This is a genomic window from Limimaricola sp. (assembly GCF_016125575.1).
GTDB lineage: Bacteria > Pseudomonadota > Alphaproteobacteria > Rhodobacterales > Rhodobacteraceae > WGLM01.
Genome location: NZ_WGLM01000004.1, coordinates 729,139 through 744,275, shown reverse-complemented (window position 1 = coordinate 744,275; position 15,137 = coordinate 729,139). Strand labels below are relative to the sequence as shown.

At 66.7% G+C, this 15,137-nt stretch carries 13 protein-coding genes; 7 read left to right on the top strand and 6 right to left on the bottom strand.

Features of this window, described 5'->3' with window-relative positions; translation table 11 throughout:
• Nucleotides 1–59 precede the first annotated feature (59 nt).
• The 3 genes from GC146_RS10635 to GC146_RS10625 form a co-directional block, all read right to left on the bottom strand.
• On the bottom strand, nt 60–872 hold the full coding sequence (locus GC146_RS10635; RefSeq protein ID WP_291837959.1) for a SapC family protein: 813 nt from the start codon (nt 870–872) through the stop codon (nt 60–62).
• A 22-nt stretch (nt 873–894) separates the two neighbouring features.
• Entirely contained in the window at nt 895–2,247 is a 1,353-nt protein-coding gene (locus tag GC146_RS10630; protein WP_291837957.1) for a TolC family protein, read from the bottom strand.
• A 277-nt stretch (nt 2,248–2,524) separates the two neighbouring features.
• The gene (locus GC146_RS10625) at nt 2,525–3,556 is read right to left on the bottom strand and encodes a substrate-binding domain-containing protein (RefSeq protein ID WP_291837955.1); all 1,032 of its coding nucleotides are present in this window, start codon (nt 3,554–3,556) and stop codon (nt 2,525–2,527) included.
• A 176-nt stretch (nt 3,557–3,732) separates the two neighbouring features.
• Here GC146_RS10625 and GC146_RS10620 point away from each other — a divergent pair, with 176 nt between their 5' ends.
• Genes GC146_RS10620 through GC146_RS10600 form a run of 5 tightly spaced genes read left to right on the top strand, consistent with a single transcriptional unit; the run spans nt 3,733 to nt 11,128 of the window.
• A complete protein-coding gene (locus tag GC146_RS10620) occupies nt 3,733–5,349 on the top strand; it encodes an alpha-amylase family glycosyl hydrolase (protein ID WP_291837952.1) in 1,617 nt (538 codons plus the stop codon).
• A 45-nt stretch (nt 5,350–5,394) separates the two neighbouring features.
• Nucleotides 5,395–7,446: a hydantoinase/oxoprolinase family protein gene (locus tag GC146_RS10615; protein WP_291837949.1), complete on the top strand. Its 2,052-nt coding sequence runs from the start codon at nt 5,395–5,397 to the stop codon at nt 7,444–7,446.
• The gene (locus GC146_RS10610; RefSeq protein ID WP_291837946.1) at nt 7,443–9,098 is read left to right on the top strand and encodes a hydantoinase B/oxoprolinase family protein; all 1,656 of its coding nucleotides are present in this window, start codon (nt 7,443–7,445) and stop codon (nt 9,096–9,098) included. The genes GC146_RS10615 and GC146_RS10610 overlap by 4 nt, the downstream gene beginning before the upstream one ends.
• Nucleotides 9,095–10,276: an FAD-binding oxidoreductase gene (locus GC146_RS10605; RefSeq protein WP_291837943.1), complete on the top strand. Its 1,182-nt coding sequence runs from the start codon at nt 9,095–9,097 to the stop codon at nt 10,274–10,276. The genes GC146_RS10610 and GC146_RS10605 overlap by 4 nt, the downstream gene beginning before the upstream one ends.
• Nucleotides 10,277–10,288: 12 nt before the next feature.
• Entirely contained in the window at nt 10,289–11,128 is an 840-nt protein-coding gene (locus GC146_RS10600; RefSeq protein ID WP_291837940.1) for an NAD(P)-dependent oxidoreductase, read from the top strand.
• 3 nt (nt 11,129–11,131) lie between these two features.
• On the opposite strand, the gene GC146_RS10595 is transcribed toward GC146_RS10600, so the two are convergent.
• Complete coding sequence (locus GC146_RS10595) at nt 11,132–12,037, bottom strand: hypothetical protein (protein WP_291837937.1); 906 nt, start codon at nt 12,035–12,037, stop codon at nt 11,132–11,134.
• Nucleotides 12,038–12,193: 156 nt separating this feature from the next.
• On the opposite strand from GC146_RS10595, the gene GC146_RS10590 reads away from it, so the two are divergent.
• Nucleotides 12,194–13,036 carry a helix-turn-helix transcriptional regulator gene (locus GC146_RS10590; protein ID WP_291837933.1) on the top strand — a complete coding sequence of 281 codons (843 nt, stop codon included), beginning with the start codon at nt 12,194–12,196 and terminating at the stop codon, nt 13,034–13,036.
• Here the strand turns inward: GC146_RS10590 and GC146_RS10585 are convergent.
• Nucleotides 13,033–13,602, bottom strand: a complete 570-nt coding sequence (locus GC146_RS10585) for a cytochrome b/b6 domain-containing protein (protein WP_291837931.1) — start codon at nt 13,600–13,602, stop codon at nt 13,033–13,035. The genes GC146_RS10590 and GC146_RS10585 overlap by 4 nt on opposite strands.
• A gap of 3 nt (nt 13,603–13,605) precedes the next feature.
• Complete coding sequence (locus GC146_RS10580; protein WP_291837929.1) at nt 13,606–13,887, bottom strand: PepSY domain-containing protein; 282 nt, start codon at nt 13,885–13,887, stop codon at nt 13,606–13,608.
• Nucleotides 13,888–14,210: 323 nt separating this feature from the next.
• Between GC146_RS10580 and deoC the strand changes: the two genes are divergently transcribed.
• A complete protein-coding gene (gene deoC / locus GC146_RS10575) occupies nt 14,211–15,134 on the top strand; it encodes a deoxyribose-phosphate aldolase (RefSeq protein WP_363241489.1) in 924 nt (307 codons plus the stop codon).
• The last annotated feature ends 3 nt before the right edge of the window (nt 15,135–15,137 follow it).

Genomic DNA, 15,137 nt, shown 5'->3' with positions numbered 1-15,137 from the left:
CGCCCCCAATGGCGGTCCGTCGGCATGGGCGGCGACATCGGCCGCCGCCCCTTCTCGTCTCAGTTCGTCATCGTCTCGGAGGGCGTTGCGTCCTCGGCGGACGGCGACTTGCCCTTCTTCTTGGCAGACTTGTCTTCTTCGACAGCGGCAGCAGGCTGCACCAGCTTGGCCACCAACGGCTCAACCTGCTGCATCGACATCAGGTGCAGCTGGATCAGGTCCAGATCACCGTTGCGGAACATCTCGACGACCTTCTCGTCGGGCAGCGCGCGCAGCTTTTCGACCGACACCCGCATGAAGCCGGTCACGCCGCCGGTGGTGCCGTCGTTCAGCCGGTAATCGATCCGCGCCTCTTCCAGCAGGCCGCTTTCAAGCAGCCGGTCACAGAAGGCCTGGCTGCGGTTGAACGTCGACTGGTATTCCTCGACGAAGCGCAGGACGTTCTTGGTGTAGGCGGTCTCGACCCCTTCGGAATCGAACATCCGTTCGCCTTTGCCGTCCTTGTTCAGACCCTTGTAGCTTTCGTCGATGCACAGCGTCAGGCGATCCCCGTCTTCCTGCAGCGCGAAGACAAACGGGTAGCGACGGAAGAACGCCGGCACGTAGCGCCCGGTCCAGTTGCCGTCTTCGGCGACGAAGGCATTGCGGTCCTGCTGGGTGCCCAAAAGCGCCAGCGCCGCGACACCGGTCGCGGTCTTGGCGAACAGGATTGGCATTTCCACCGCGACCTTGATGAATTCGACGTCGACGATCGGCACCGTGTTGGTTTCGCGCGCGAAATCGAAAGACGTCGTTTGCCGCACCGAAACGTCGCGATGCGCATTTCGGTTCACCGGAACGACGTTTTCATAGATCATCAGTTGTTTGGTCATCGTATTCTTCTTTCCTTGGATGTCAGCCGCCCGTGCGGCCCGACAGTGAGTTGGTATCCAGCGCCCCGAACAGGGCATAGACCTCGGCCTGCAACTGCATCGTGCGCAGCCGTGCGGACTGAATATCGACCCGAAGGATGTCGCGGCGCAACTGCTGCTCCATCGTCACCTCCACGCCCACCTTGCCGGCCTGTTCCTGCGCCTTGGCATCGCTCAGGGCCTGCTCGGCCAGCCGCAACTGGTTGGAAACAGCCGCGCTGTGCTGGTTGCTGACGTTGATCGCGGCGATCAGCGAGGCATAGGTCCGCTTCGCCAGATCCTCGGCCTGCGTCACGCGCAATTGAGCCATCTCGACCCGGGCATCGGCCTCGCGCATCTGGGAGCGACGCACGCCGCCCTCGTAGATCGACCAGTTCACGCCGACCCCGACATCGGTCGTCTGGATGTTGCTGCCGCCCCCGAAGAGCGAGCCCTGCGTGTCCTGCTGGGTGAAGTTCAACGTCAGTTCGGCGGTGGGGCGATAGTTGGCGCGGGTCTGCTCACGCTGCTTTTCGGCAAGGGCCAGCTGTGCGCGGGCCACCTGTACCTCGGGCGACATGTCCAGCAATCGCGCCTCGGTGAACGTCTGCGAAAAGCTGGCAGGCGCGATCGCGGCAAGGCCACCGGCCGCGCTGACAGACGTGTAGCCCGGTCCGGTGTAGCGGTAGAGCGCGAAGAGCGCGTCGCTTTGCTTCAGTTCGGCATCGGCGAGGTCGGAACGGGCCGAGAAGGTATCGCCCTGTGCGCGGGTTAGCGCCATCTGGTCGCCGCGACCGGCGCTGATCTGCAGCTCCAGCGCGCGTTCAAGCTGGGTGCGTGCCTGCACCAGCGTGCGGGACCGCGTCACCTCGAACTGGGCCGATGCCACGTCGAGGTAGGTGCGCGTCAGGTCGCGTGCCAGCTGGTTGCGGGCCACCTCGGCCTGCGCGGTGGTCAGCGCCTGCTGCGCCTGCGCCACCGACATCGCGCGCCAGCGCACCGGATCATAAATCGGCTGGTGCACCGATAGCGTGATTGTTGCCGTCGGATACTTGCTGTCGGCATTGGCGAAGGTGGTATTGTCGGAACTCAGGATGTTCTGCTGCGTCTGGGTGTAGCTCAGCGACAACGAGACGCGCGGATAGCGCTGGCCCTTGGCCTGCCGCACCATCTCGGTCGCGATCTTGTCTTGGACACCGAGGATCTGAAGCTCGACCTCGGACCCCATCATCCGGTTATAGGCCTCGGCCAGCGTGATTGATTGCGCGGCTGCCGGCAGCGTTCCCGCCAGCGTCAGAACGAATCCGGCGATGGCCCCGCCGACCGCGCCCCGCGTGAGTGACTTGATTCCCGCCATCGTTCCTCCGTTCCGCGTCCGGCCGTGCCAGATCACGCGATTCCAAAAACTGAAGAAGGGGACGGACGCACTCCGACCCCACGAAATAAGGCAAAATCAGAATATCGCCGACCTGGCACCTATCCCCCAAACATGCCGCGGCCTTGGCCTGAGGCCCGGCCCCTTCGCTCACACTTTAGTGTTTGATGGGCTCAAAGTCGAACCGAAAGTATTGGTTTGGAAAGTTTTTTTGCGGCGTTGCAATGGGTTGCGGAACAGTCACAGTCAACAGCGGATATCAAAGGAGTGGCGCCGGACCTGTCGAGTCACCCACGACAACCGAGGCGCGAACCAGCGTTTGCAACTTCTCGACCGGCACTCCGCCGACGCGATCGACAAGCGCGTTTGCCAGCGGCACGCAGGCCTCGCGCAGCGGCGCGCGGGTGACGCTGAGGGTTTGGCCCGGCGTCGAACCGGCGTTCCTGGGCAATCCGTCGTCATGCGCCATCACCGACAGATCCGCCGGGACGGCCAGCCGCAGATCGCGCGCCGCGCGCAGGACCCCGGCCGCGATCAGCGTCGTCGCGCAGAGGATTGCGGTGGGGCGCGGGCCGTGTCGGCCTGTCAGCAGCGCCAGTGCCTCGGTATAGCCAAAGCTCTCTGGCGGCGCCTCGGTTCCGTCGATCACCGCCACGGGCGCCAACCCTTCGGATGCCAGCGCCGCGCGAAACCCGCGCGCACGCTCGGCCGCATAGGCCAACCTCGCCTCGCCGTTCAACAACGCCAGCCGGCGATGGCCCAGCGCCGTCAGAAGCGAGACCTGATCGCCGCTGACCGTCGCATTGTCGATGTCGTAGAACGGATAGTCGGCCGGGCCCGTGGTCTGGCCGTGCAGCACGAAGGGGATGCCGCGCGTCCGCAGGAAGGCCACACGGGGATCATCCGGCACGGGTGCATTCAGCACGAAACCGTCCAGCATCCCTTTTTCCAGCATGCGCGCGTAGGGCGCGACCGGATCGTCGTCGCGGTCCACGGCCAGAACAAGGTCCACGTCGCGCGCGGCAAGTGCAGCCGTCAGGCCCGTCAAGGTCTCGAAAAACGACGGATCGGCACTCATGTCAGGCTGGATGCGCACGATCATGCCCACCATGCCCGACCGCCCCGTCACCAGCCGCTGCGCAATGCGGTTTGGCTGGTATCCCAGCCGCAGCGCCGCGTCACGCACCCGGGCGCGGGTCTTGGCACTGACCTCGGGAAAACCGTTGAGCGCCCGGCTGACCGTGGCCACCGACAGGCCCAGTTCGGCCCCGATATCTTTCAGCGTCGACATGGCATGTCCACAAGCGTTTCCGGCCTTGAGGTTAAGGGCTGAACAGATCCAGCACAACAGTTCAGTAAAATCCAAAAACCAACGTGCTCAAAACGTTTTGAAGACAGTCGCCACGCTTGTTATGTTGCCCCGAATCGTGAGGCGTCTATCAGGGCGCCCGACAAAGGGGGTTTGACATGCGGGAATGGTGGCGGGACGCGGTGATCTACCAGATCTACCCCCGGTCGTTTCAGGATGACAACGGCGACGGCATCGGCGACCTGCCCGGCATCACAAGGCGGCTGGACCATGTCGCCAGCCTCGGCGTCGACGCGATCTGGCTCTCGCCCTTCTTCACCTCGCCCGACCGCGACATGGGCTATGACGTGTCGGACTATACCGGGGTCAACCCGCTTTTCGGCACGCTGGAGGATTTCGACGCGCTGGTCGCCCGCGCGCATGAGCTTGGCCTGAAAGTGATCATCGACCAGGTGATCTCGCATTCCTCCGACCAGCATCCGTGGTTCGTCGAAAGCCGGTCGAGCCGCGACAACCCCAAGGCCGACTGGTACGCCTGGGCTGATGGCAAGCGTGACGGCACGCCGCCCAACAACTGGCTGTCGATCTTCGGCGGCTCGGCATGGCAATGGGACACGCGGCGCAAACAGTATTACCTGCACAACTTCCTGACCTCACAGCCCGACCTGAACTTTCATTGCGCCGCGGCGGTGGATGCGCTGATCGAGACGATGCGCTTCTGGCTGGAACGGGGGGTCGACGGCTTCCGCCTCGATACCGTGAACTTTTACGTCCATGACAAGCTGTTGCGTGACAACCCGCCGGCCGCGCGCGACGACATTCCCAACAACCCCTACGAGGCGCAGGAACATGTCCATTCCAAGACGCAGCCCGAAAACCTCGACATCCTGCGGCGCCTGCGCAAGCTGACCGATGCCTATGGCGACCGGATGATGGTGGGCGAGGTGGGCGAGATGGGCCAGCGGCAGGTCGAGATCATGGGGGACTACACCTCGGGCACCGACAAGCTGCACATGGCCTATTCCTTTGCCATGCTCAGCCACGACCATACCGCAGCGCATTTCCGCGATTGCATCGCGACCTTCCAGCGCGTGGCGCCCGATGGCTGGCCCTGCTGGTCCTTCTCCAACCACGACGTGGAACGCCATGTCAGCCGCTGGACCCCGCCGGGCGGCGATACCGATGCGGTGGCCCGGCAGTCTGTCGCGCTGCTGTGCAGCTTTCCCGGCACGCTGAACCTCTACCAGGGCGAGGAGCTGGGCCAGACCCAGACCGATATCCTGTTCGAAGAGGTGCAGGACACCGCCAACCTGGCCTTCTGGCCCGAATACAAGGGGCGCGACGGCTGCCGCACCCCGATGGTCTGGGACCATGCCGCGCCCAATGCCGGGTTTTCCACCGGCACGCCATGGCTGCCGGTGAAGGCGCCGCAGGCCGCCCATGCGCGCGACCTGCAGGAGGCCGCCAACGACAGCGTCCTGCATGCCTACCGCGAGACGCTGGCCTTCCGCCGCGCGCGCGACGAGTTGCGGCTGGGGGACACGGCCTTTCTCGACCTGCCGGAACCGCTTCTCGGCCTGCGCCGCAGCCATGCGGGCCGGCACCTTGTGGCGCTGTTCAACCTGTCCGACCAGCCCCGGCACGTTCACGTCGCGGGCCATGTCACGCTGGCGGGGCCCCACGCGGCCAGCCTGAAGGGGCACGAACTTTCGCTGCCGGCGCATGGCTTTGCCTACCTGGTCGAGACCGGCCACCCGACCTATCGCGCGCACTGATCGCAGGCTCTTCCCTTCGCCCGGTGGCGGCGCTAGCGTCCCGGCATGACACAGGATGCGAACCTCGGCGTCGACATCGGCGGCACCTTCACCGACGTGGTGCTGGAGCTGGATGGGCGGCAGTTTTCCACCAAGGTGCTGACCACCTATGCCGCGCCCGAGGATGCCATCCTCGACGGCATGGCACAGGTCTGCGCCAAGGCCGGCATCGCGCCGGACCGGCTGACCCGGATCATCCACGGCACGACGCTGGCCACCAACGCGCTGATCGAGCGGCGCGGCGCAAGGACCGCCTTCATCACCACCGAGGGTTTCCGCGACGTGATCGAGATGCGGACCGAAAGCCGGTTCGAGCAATATGACCTGAACCTTGTCCTTCCGCCCCCGCTGATCGCCCGCAATCACCGCTACACGGTGACCGAGCGCGTCGATGCTTCGGGCGAGGTGCTGATCGCGCTCGACCGGGCCGAGGTCGAGGCACTGGCGGCGCGGCTGACAGGGTACCAGAGCATCGCGGTGGGGCTGCTGCACAGCTACCTCAACCCCGACCATGAACGGATGATCGGCGCGGTGCTGGCCGAGGCGCTGCCGGGCGTGTCCGTCTCGCTTTCGTCCGATGTCTCGCCGCAGATGCGGGAATACGAACGGTTCAACACCACCTGCGCCAATGCCTACGTCAAGCCGATGATGGAAAGCTATCTTGGCCGGCTGGCGGCGCGGCTGGCGGCGGCGGGGGCGGAATGCCCGATCTACCTGATGCATTCGGGCGGCGGCATCATGAGCCTGCAAAGCGCCGCCGAATATCCCGTGAGGCTGGTCGAAAGCGGCCCGGCGGGCGGCGCGATCTACGCCGCCGAGGTGGCCCGGCGGCATGGGCTGACCCGGGTCCTGTCCTTCGACATGGGCGGGACCACCGCCAAGATCTGCCTGATCCGCGACGGCGCGCCGAAAACCGCGCGCGTGTTCGAGGTGGCGCGCACATGGAGGTTCAAGAAGGGGTCGGGCATGCCGATCTCGATCCCCGTGATCGACATGGTCGAGATTGGCGCGGGCGGCGGCAGCCTGGCCCATGTCGATGCGCTGGGCCAAATCCGCGTCGGCCCCGAAAGCGCCGGGTCCGAACCGGGGCCGGCCTGTTACGGGCGCGGCGGCGACAAGCCCGCTGTCACCGATGCCGACCTGACGCTGGGCCGACTGGACCCCGCCAATTTCGCGGGCGGCAGCATCCCGCTGCACCCCGACCGCTCTGCCGCCGCGCTGACGACGCTGGGCAGCGATGCCGAAACCGCCGCGCATGGCCTGTCGGAAGTGGTGGACGAGAACATGGCCAACGCCGCCCGCGTCCATGCCGTGGAAAATGGCGAGGACCTGGCCGATTACACGATGATCGCCTTCGGCGGCGCGGCCCCGCTGCATGCCGGGCGGCTGTGCCAGAAGCTGGGCATCGACCGGCTGCTGGTGCCTCCGGGCGCGGGCGTGGGCAGCGCCATCGGCTTTCTGCGCGCGCCCTATTCCTTCGAGGCGACACGCTCGGTCTACATGCGGCTTGATGCGTTCGATCCGGCCGCGGCGCGCGACCTGATCGAGGCGCTGACGGAAGAGGCGACGGGCTTTGTCCGCTCCTGCGACGCCGACGCGCAGGTGCTGTCGGCGGCCAAGCTCTACATGCGCTATGCCGGCCAGGGCTGGGAGATTGCCGTCGACCTGCCGCCGGAGGTCGCCACGGCACCCAACCGCGCCGCGCTGCAAGCCCTGTTCGATGACAATTACACGGCGCTCTTCGGGCGCACGGTGGCGGGCCTGCCGGTGGAAATCACCGTTTGGGCGGTGAACGCCGCCACGCCCGTCCCCGCCCCCACGCCGACACCGCCCGCGCCCGACGGCGGGCGGGCCGAGGGGCCCACCCGGCCATTGTTCGACCCCGCACCGGGCACCTTCGCCCCGGCCAGCGTGATCGACCGCGCGGCGCTGCGCGATGGCGTCAGCGCCCCCGGCCCGGCGATCATCACCGAGGCCGAGACGACCATCATCGTGCCGGCAGGCTTTACCGCCACCGGCCGCGCGGACGGCTGCATCGACATTCGGAGGGCCTCATGAGCGTTGCCATGCAGATCATGTGGAACCGCCTGATCTCGATCGTCGAGGAACAGGCGCAGGCGCTGGTGCGCACCGCCTTTTCCACCTCCGTGCGCGAGGCGGGCGACCTGTCGGCCGGTGTCTATGATGCGCAGGGCCGGATGCTGGCGCAGGCCGTCACCGGCACCCCCGGCCACGTCAATGCCATGTCCGACGCGGTGCCGCATTTCATCCGCGAGATCGGCGCCGAGACGATGGCCGAGGGCGATGTCTACATCACCAACGACCCGTGGATGGGCACCGGCCACCTGCATGACATCACGGTCGTCACCCCCGCCTTCCATGAGGGCCGGCACGTGGGCTTTTTCGGCTGCACCGCGCATGTCGTCGATATCGGCGGGCGCGGCTTCGGCGCCGACGGCAACTCGATCTACGAGGAAGGGTTGCAGATCCCGATCATGCGGCTGGCCGACAAGGGCAAGGTGGACGACACGTTGATCCGCCTGATCCGCATCAACACGCGCGAGCCTGACCAGCTGATCGGCGACATCTACGCGCTGGCTGCCTGCAACGAGATTGGCCAGCGGCGGCTGTCGGACATGCTGGCCGAATACGACACGCCCGACCTCGACGCGATCAGCGCCTTCATCCGCGAAGCCTCGCTGACCGCCACGCTGGCCCGTATCGCGGCGCTGCCCCGGATGTCCGCTTCGGGCCACATGCGGATTGACGGCTACGCCGCGCCGGTCGACCTGCGCTGCACCGTCGCCGTGGCCGAGGACCATATTGCCTGCGATTTCGCGGGCACCTCCGGCACCGATCCCAAGGGCATCAACGTGCCGCTGGTCTATACCAAGGCCTATGCCTGCTACGCGCTGAAATGCGCCATCGCGGGCGACATCCCCAACAACGCGGCCAGCCTCGAACCCTTCCGCATCACCGCGCCCGAGGGCAGCATCGTCAACGCCGTGCGGCCTGCGCCGGTGGCGCTGCGCCATGTCATCGGCCACCTGATCCCCGACACTGTCTTTGCGGCGCTGGACCAGATCCTGCCCGAAACGGTTCCGGCCGAAGGCGCGGGCGCGCTGTGCAATTTCCAGCTGTCGCTTCGGCCCACCCGGCCCGGCGGGCGGCGGTCCGAGGTGCTGACCTTCAACTCGGGCGGGTCGGGCGCGCGGCCCACGCTGGACGGGCTAAACGCCACCGCCTTCCCCTCGGGCGTGATGACGATGCCGGTCGAGGCCACCGAACATGCCGGCCCCGTCGTCATCTGGCGCAAGGAGTTGCGGCCCGACTCGGGCGGGGCCGGGCAGCATCGCGGCGGTCTTGGGCAGGTCATGGAAGTGGGCGCGCGCGCCGGTCATGCCTTTGACTTTTCCGCGATGTTCGACCGGGTGAACCACCCCGCGCGAGGCCGCGCCGGTGGCGAGGGCGGCGCGCCCACGGTCGTCACGCTGTCGGACGGCACGCTGCTGCCCGGCAAGGGCAAGTCGACCATCCCGGAGGGCCAGCGCGTCTGCCTCGCCTTCCCCGGCGGCGGCGGCTATGGCCCGCCCGCCGCGCGCGATCGCGCAGCCATCCTGCGCGACCTTGCACTAGGCTACATCACCGACACCGTGGCACGCGAGACCTATGGCCTGAGCGACGCCGAAATCGCAGAGGCGCTGGCATGAGCGAAAGCTACGACGTCGTCATCATCGGCAGCGCCATGATGGGGTCCTCTGCCGCGTGGTGGCTGGCCAGCAACCCCGATTTCACCGGCCGCGTGCTGGTGATCGAGCGCGACCCGACCTACCAGTTCGCCTCGACCTCGCACACCAATTCCTGCATCCGCCAGCAGTTCGGCTCGGAGATCAACATCCGCATCAGCCGTTTCGGGGCCGAGTTCATCCACAACTTCGCCCGTTTCATGGATGATCCGACCGCGCCGAAGATCCTGCTGCATTCCTTCGGCTATCTCTACCTGGCCGATACGCCCGCCTTCGCCGAGGTGCTGCGCGCCAACGCGGCGCTGCAGAACAGCCTTGGCGCCGCGACGCGCATTCTGTCGCCCGACGAGATCGCCGCCGAATGGCCGTTCTACAACCTCGATGGCATCGTTTGCGGCAGTCACAACCCGGTCGATGAGGGGTATTTCGACGGCGGCACCATCTTTGACTGGTTCCGCCGCAAGGCCCGCGCGAAGGGGGTCGAGTTCCGCACCGGCGAGGTGACGGGGATTGCCCGTTCGGGCGGGCGCGTCACCGGCGTGACGCTGGCCGACGGCACGACCATTTCCTGCGGCACGCTAGTTAACGCCGCCGGGCCGCGCGGGGCGGCTGTGGCGCGGATGGCGGGGCTTGATATCCCGGTCGAGCCGCGGCGGCGCTTTACCTTCATCCTTCAGGCGGCCGAACCGCTGCCCAAGGACCTGCCGCTGACCATCGACCCTTCGGGCGTGCACATGCGCACCGATGGCAAGTACTACATGACAGGCTGCCCGCCCGACGATGACCCGGCCGCCGCCTTCGACGATTTCGCGATGGATCACGAGATCTGGGAGGCCAAGGTCTGGCCCGCCATCGCCGCGCGTGTGCCGGCCTTCGAACGGGTGAAGGTCATAAATTCGTGGGTCGGCCACTATGCCTACAACACGCTTGACCAGAACGCCATCGTCGGGCCGCACCCGGAGGTTGGCAACTTCCTGTTCTGCAATGGCTTTTCCGGCCACGGCCTGCAGCAATCCCCGGCGATGGGGCGCGGCATCTCGGAACTGGTCTTGCATGGCGGCTACCGCAGCCTTGACCTTTCGCCGCTGGGATATGAGCGTATCGCGGCGCAGCGGCCGCTTCTGGAACGCGCCGTCATCTGAAGGAGAAGACCCATGCTGAAGAAAATCGTCCTGACCGGTGCTGCCGGAAATCTGGGGCATGAACTGCGCGGGCCCCTCTCGAAGATGTGCAAGACGCTGGTGTCGACCGACATCCGCGAGGCGCCCGAGAAGCTGAAGAAGAACGAGACCTGGGTGCAGGCCGACGTCGCGCAGATGGACCAGATCGGCCCGCTGCTGGAAGGGGCCGAGATGGTGGTGCATTTCGGCGCCATCGTCGACGAAAAGCCTTTCGAGGAGCTGTGGGGGCCGAACTACGTTGGCGCCTACAACGTCTGGCAAGCCGCATGGCAGCACGGCGTGCGGCGGGTCATCTATGCCTCGTCGATCCATGCTGTCGGCATGGTGCCGACCAATGCCGGCGCCGACACCGACGCCAGTCATCGCCCCGACACCTTCTACGGCCTTGCCAAATGCTTTGCCGAGGATCTGGGCCGCATGTACTGGGAAAAGCGCGGGATCGAGGCGGTCTGCCTGCGCATCCTGTCCTGCACGCCAGAGCCGCAGAACGTGCGCGCGCTGGGCACATGGCTCAGCTACCGCGACATGGTGCAACTGGTGCAGCGCGCCATCGACACGCCGGTCGTGGGCTTCACCGTGGCCTATGGCGTGTCGGCCAATACGCGCGCGCCGGTCAGCAACGCCAAGGCCAGCTTTCTCGGCTACCGGCCGCAGGATAATGCCGAAGACTGGGCGGAAAAGCTGTTTGCAAAGGCCGCCACCCCCGACCCGCAGGACTTGGCGCTGTCGCGGCTGGGCGGACCTTTTGCCGCGGTGAAGCTGGGCGAAAGCGGCATTGCCGCCATCGCCGCCATGACCAAAGGCAAGAGCTGAACTTCAGCTCTCGGGCGCGAAAGTAATCTCGACCCGCGGCGGATCGGACCGGTACGCGAGGGTCGCACCATGCGCAGCAAGGATGCGTTGAACCGGCGCGTCGGGCGGCGGCAACGGGGCGTCTGGGATGTCATCGCGCAACCGCAGGCCGGTTTCATCGGCGGCCAGCCAGACATGGCCGGCGCCACGCCGCGCGGCCTCGGTCAGCAAAGGCTCCAGCACAAGGCGCAGGGCGTCGGCGGGCATCGGCAGATCGCCATCTTGTTCAAGGTCGAAAACCAGATCCGGGCACACCCTTTCGAGCGCGGGCAGGACGGCGGCAAGCCGAGATGTGCCGTCCGCGCGCACCTGCGCCCGGTTCAGCAGGCGCTGCGCATCAACCAGCGCAAGGACATGATCGGCGGTCTCGTCGATCCGGGCCAGAAGCGCGCGCCGCTCGGCGGCCTTCAGGCCGGGCCGGTCCAGACGTTCGGCGGTGGCGCGCAACACGGCCAGCGGTTCGTGCAATTCACGCGCCATGTGATCGGCGAAGCCCTGCATCACCGCGTCACGCGCCTGCATCGCCCGGCCCAACCCGGCCATGACACGGGCCAGATCCGCGATTTCGGCAGGCTCGTCCTGACCGTCAGTGTCCTCGTCAGAAAGCGGCGCACCCCGGCGCAGCGCGTCGGCCTGCGCGGTAATGCGGCCCAGCGGCGCCACGACGCGGCGCGCGATCATCCGCTGCACCGCCCATAGACCGCCCAGCACGGCCACCGCGGCAGCAAGCGCAGCCAACCCCGGCCCGAGCACGGGTGCAACCCTTTCGCCCAACATCGCCGCGATCAGCGGCAAGGCCGCGGCAATGACCAGCCCGGCCGCAATCGTACCGCCCAGCGACCAGCGCCAGAACTCTACCAGCCGGTGCATCTTTGTCCCCTTGCGCCAGCGTCCCCGGCAGGCTTCTAGCCTGTCTGGCGACAAGGGTCACGTCCGACGCGCAAGAATCGGGCAGATGCGGCACTTGGGAGCGTTTGCGACCAAAGAATCGGCGCATTGGCGGAAATGGCATGCTAATTTGACGCCATGACACTCATCCATCAGCATATCGCGGCATTCCTCGGCCCCGGCGAGGCCGTCCATCTTGCGCGTGCGCAACTTCGCCAAAGCCGCCCCGCCGCGCTGCATGATCATGACTTCTTCGAGATGTTCTGGGTGCAGAACGGCCGGGTCCGACACCATCTGATGGACCGGCACGAAGACCTTCACGAAGGTGATCTGGTGATGCTTGCGCCCGGAACAGCGCATGGGCTGCAGGGCCGGGGCGACACGACGCTGGTTGTCAGCCTGGCTTTTCATCCCGAGATGATCGCGGCCCTGGCCACGACCCATCCAGCACTGCAAGGGCGACTTTTCTGGAGCGGTGGCGACACGCCGGTGCGCTTGTTCCGCGACAGCCGACAGCTTGCCGCGCTGAACCAGGCTGCGCTTGCGCTGGAGGTGGGGCGGCGCGACAGACTGGGTGCCGAGGCGTTTCTGCTGCCTCTGTGCGCCGGCCTCCTCGACGATGAAACGGTGCTGCCCGCCGGCGCGCCGCGCTGGCTTGCCACGGCCTGTGCCGCCACGCGCGACCCAAAGGTATTTCGCGACGGGGCGGCGGGTTTCGTCCGGGCAGCGGGCCGGGCCCATCCTCATGTCAGCCGGACCGCGCGGCGTTTTCTGGGCCAGACGCCCTCGGACTATGTCAACGCCGTGCGCATGGACCATGCCGCAAGGCGCCTGACCGGCACGACCGACACGCTGGCCGAGATCGCCGCCGAGGTCGGGCTGCCGAACCTTTCACATTTTCACAAACTGTTCCGCGCCCATCACGGAATGACACCGGTGCGGTTCCGCCAGCAGGGCCAGCGGGCCTTGGTGCAGCCCTAGGCGATATCGCCGGGATCGGGCGCGCGCTTGTGCCCGTGGATCATCGCACGGACAAGGTTTTCGCGGTGGCGCAGGCTGGCCAGTCCAACACCGCCCAGATGCAAAAGCACCAGCAAGAGCAGGCCATGTGCCGCAAGCGAATGCAGCTCTTGCACCCAGTCCACGCCAAACCAGCGGTTGGTGGTCTCCATCCAGCCGGTCACAGCCGTCAGCGTCATCATCACCATCAGGGTCACGATCATCGCGGCCCCGGCCGGATTGTGGCCAAGGTGACGCTGCTCGCGCCCGGCGGCAATGTCGCGCAGGTATTCCATAGTGGTGCGCGGACCGCGCAGGAATTGCGCGAAGCGGGCATAGCGGCTGCCGACCAGTCCCCAGATCAGCCGCAGCAGGACAAGGCCCGCGGCGGCGTAGCCTGCCCAATGGTGCAGCGCCGCCAGCCGCTCGTGCGTCAGCCATGCAATCGCGAAGCTGACAACGAGCGACCAGTGAAACAGGCGCACGACCGGATCCCAGACCCGGACCAGGCGGTCAGCCTCCTGCGGTGTCGGAATCCGGTCAGCCATGGCTCAGTTCTCGCCGGCTTCGGGGGTGGAGGCCATGGCGAGCGTTTCGGCGTTGTAGGCCTGGTTCACCTGCTGGCCGTTCTTGTCGATGGCATAAACCTCGTAGCAGCCGCTTTCGGTCTTGATCTGCTTCACTGTCATGCCCTCGTTGGTCAGCATGGCCTGCAGGTTCGCCACTGGCTGGAACTTCGAAGCAGGCGCGGTGCTGCACTGAGCGAGGTCGCCCGCGAAGGCGGGACCAGCAAGGGCGGCAGCGACGAAGGCGAGGGAAAGTGCGGATTTCATGTAGTCTCTCCGGTATTGAGTCTGAGACAGTCCGCCATGTGGCGGGCTGCCACCGGCATGATGTCGGTGACGAGACACCAGCTAGGACCGCTGCCTGACAGCAAGCTGAAGGGATGGACGAAACCGCTTCATGTTGCGGTCATGTGCAGCGCGAGCGTTTTTGACCATCTGGTCAATCTTGCCAAACTCCCCGCCCCGTGCGACGGTTTCCCAGCGCCGCCAGAACAAGGATTCCGCCCGTGCAGACAGCGCCCGACAGCACTGCCAGCCCCACCGCCGCAGCCGCGCATCTGCCGCAGGTCCACCTGCCCCGGAACGAGGGGATGCCGCTCGACCTCGACTGGGTCGCGGGCGTGCAGGCCAATACCTCGGCGATCGAACGGCGCGCGGCCACCCTGCCGGGGCGGCGCAGCGTCAAGAAGGACTATCAGGCGGCCTGGCTGCTGAAGGCAATCTCGTGCATCGACCTGACGACGCTGTCGGGCGATGACACGCCGGGCCGGGTGCGGCGGCTTTGCGCCAAGGCGCGCCAGCCGGTCGCACCGGACCTGCTGGACCGGCTCGGGATGCCCGGCCTGACCGTGGGCGCGGTCTGCGTCTATCACGAGATGGTGCCGACGGCCGTTCAGGCGCTGGAAGGCTCCGGCATTCCGGTCGCCGCGGTCAGCACCGGGTTTCCCGCGGGACTGTCGCCCTGGCCGCTGCGGCTGGCCGAGATCGGCGAAAGCGTCGCCGCCGGGGCGCGCGAGATCGACATCGTGATCTCGCGCCGCCATGTCCTGACCCGCAACTGGCAGGCCCTTTACGACGAGATGCGCCAGATGCGCGCCGCGGTGGGCGATGCCCATATCAAGGCGATCCTCGCCACGGGCGAGTTGGGCTCACTGCGCGACGTGGCCCGCGCCAGCCTTGTCTGCATGATGGCCGGGGCCGATTTCATCAAGACCTCCACCGGGAAAGAGGCCGTCAACGCCACCCTGCCGGTGACGCTCACGATGATCCGCGCGATCCGCGATTATCACGAGCGCACCGGCATCCGCGTGGGCTACAAACCCGCGGGCGGCATTTCCAAGGCCAAGGACGCGCTGGTCTACCTCGCCATGATCAAGGACGAACTGGGCGACCGCTGGCTGCAGCCCGACCTTTTCCGCTTCGGCGCCTCGTCGCTTCTGGGCGATATCGAACGGCAACTCGAACACCACGTCACCGGCGCCTATTCGGCGTCGTGGCGGCACGCGATGGGATAGCGC

Excerpts from the sequence above, each read along its gene's own strand:
- GC146_RS10580 (WP_291837929.1), bottom strand. The coding sequence starts at position 13,887 with ATGAAATCCGCACTTTCCCTCGCCTTCGTCGCTGCCGCCCTTGCTGGT.
- GC146_RS10600 (WP_291837940.1), top strand. The coding sequence starts at position 10,289 with ATGCTGAAGAAAATCGTCCTGACCGGTGCTGCCGGAAATCTGGGGCAT.
- GC146_RS10595 (WP_291837937.1), bottom strand. The coding sequence starts at position 12,037 with ATGCACCGGCTGGTAGAGTTCTGGCGCTGGTCGCTGGGCGGTACGATT.
- GC146_RS10585 (WP_291837931.1), bottom strand. The coding sequence starts at position 13,602 with ATGGCTGACCGGATTCCGACACCGCAGGAGGCTGACCGCCTGGTCCGG.
- GC146_RS10630 (WP_291837957.1), bottom strand. The coding sequence starts at position 2,247 with ATGGCGGGAATCAAGTCACTCACGCGGGGCGCGGTCGGCGGGGCCATC.
- GC146_RS10625 (WP_291837955.1), bottom strand. The coding sequence starts at position 3,556 with ATGTCGACGCTGAAAGATATCGGGGCCGAACTGGGCCTGTCGGTGGCC.
- GC146_RS10590 (WP_291837933.1), top strand. The coding sequence starts at position 12,194 with ATGACACTCATCCATCAGCATATCGCGGCATTCCTCGGCCCCGGCGAG.
- GC146_RS10605 (WP_291837943.1), top strand. The coding sequence starts at position 9,095 with ATGAGCGAAAGCTACGACGTCGTCATCATCGGCAGCGCCATGATGGGG.
- GC146_RS10615 (WP_291837949.1), top strand. The coding sequence starts at position 5,395 with ATGACACAGGATGCGAACCTCGGCGTCGACATCGGCGGCACCTTCACC.
- deoC (WP_363241489.1), top strand. The coding sequence starts at position 14,211 with ATGCCGCTCGACCTCGACTGGGTCGCGGGCGTGCAGGCCAATACCTCG.
- GC146_RS10620 (WP_291837952.1), top strand. The coding sequence starts at position 3,733 with ATGCGGGAATGGTGGCGGGACGCGGTGATCTACCAGATCTACCCCCGG.
- GC146_RS10635 (WP_291837959.1), bottom strand. The coding sequence starts at position 872 with ATGACCAAACAACTGATGATCTATGAAAACGTCGTTCCGGTGAACCGA.
- GC146_RS10610 (WP_291837946.1), top strand. The coding sequence starts at position 7,443 with ATGAGCGTTGCCATGCAGATCATGTGGAACCGCCTGATCTCGATCGTC.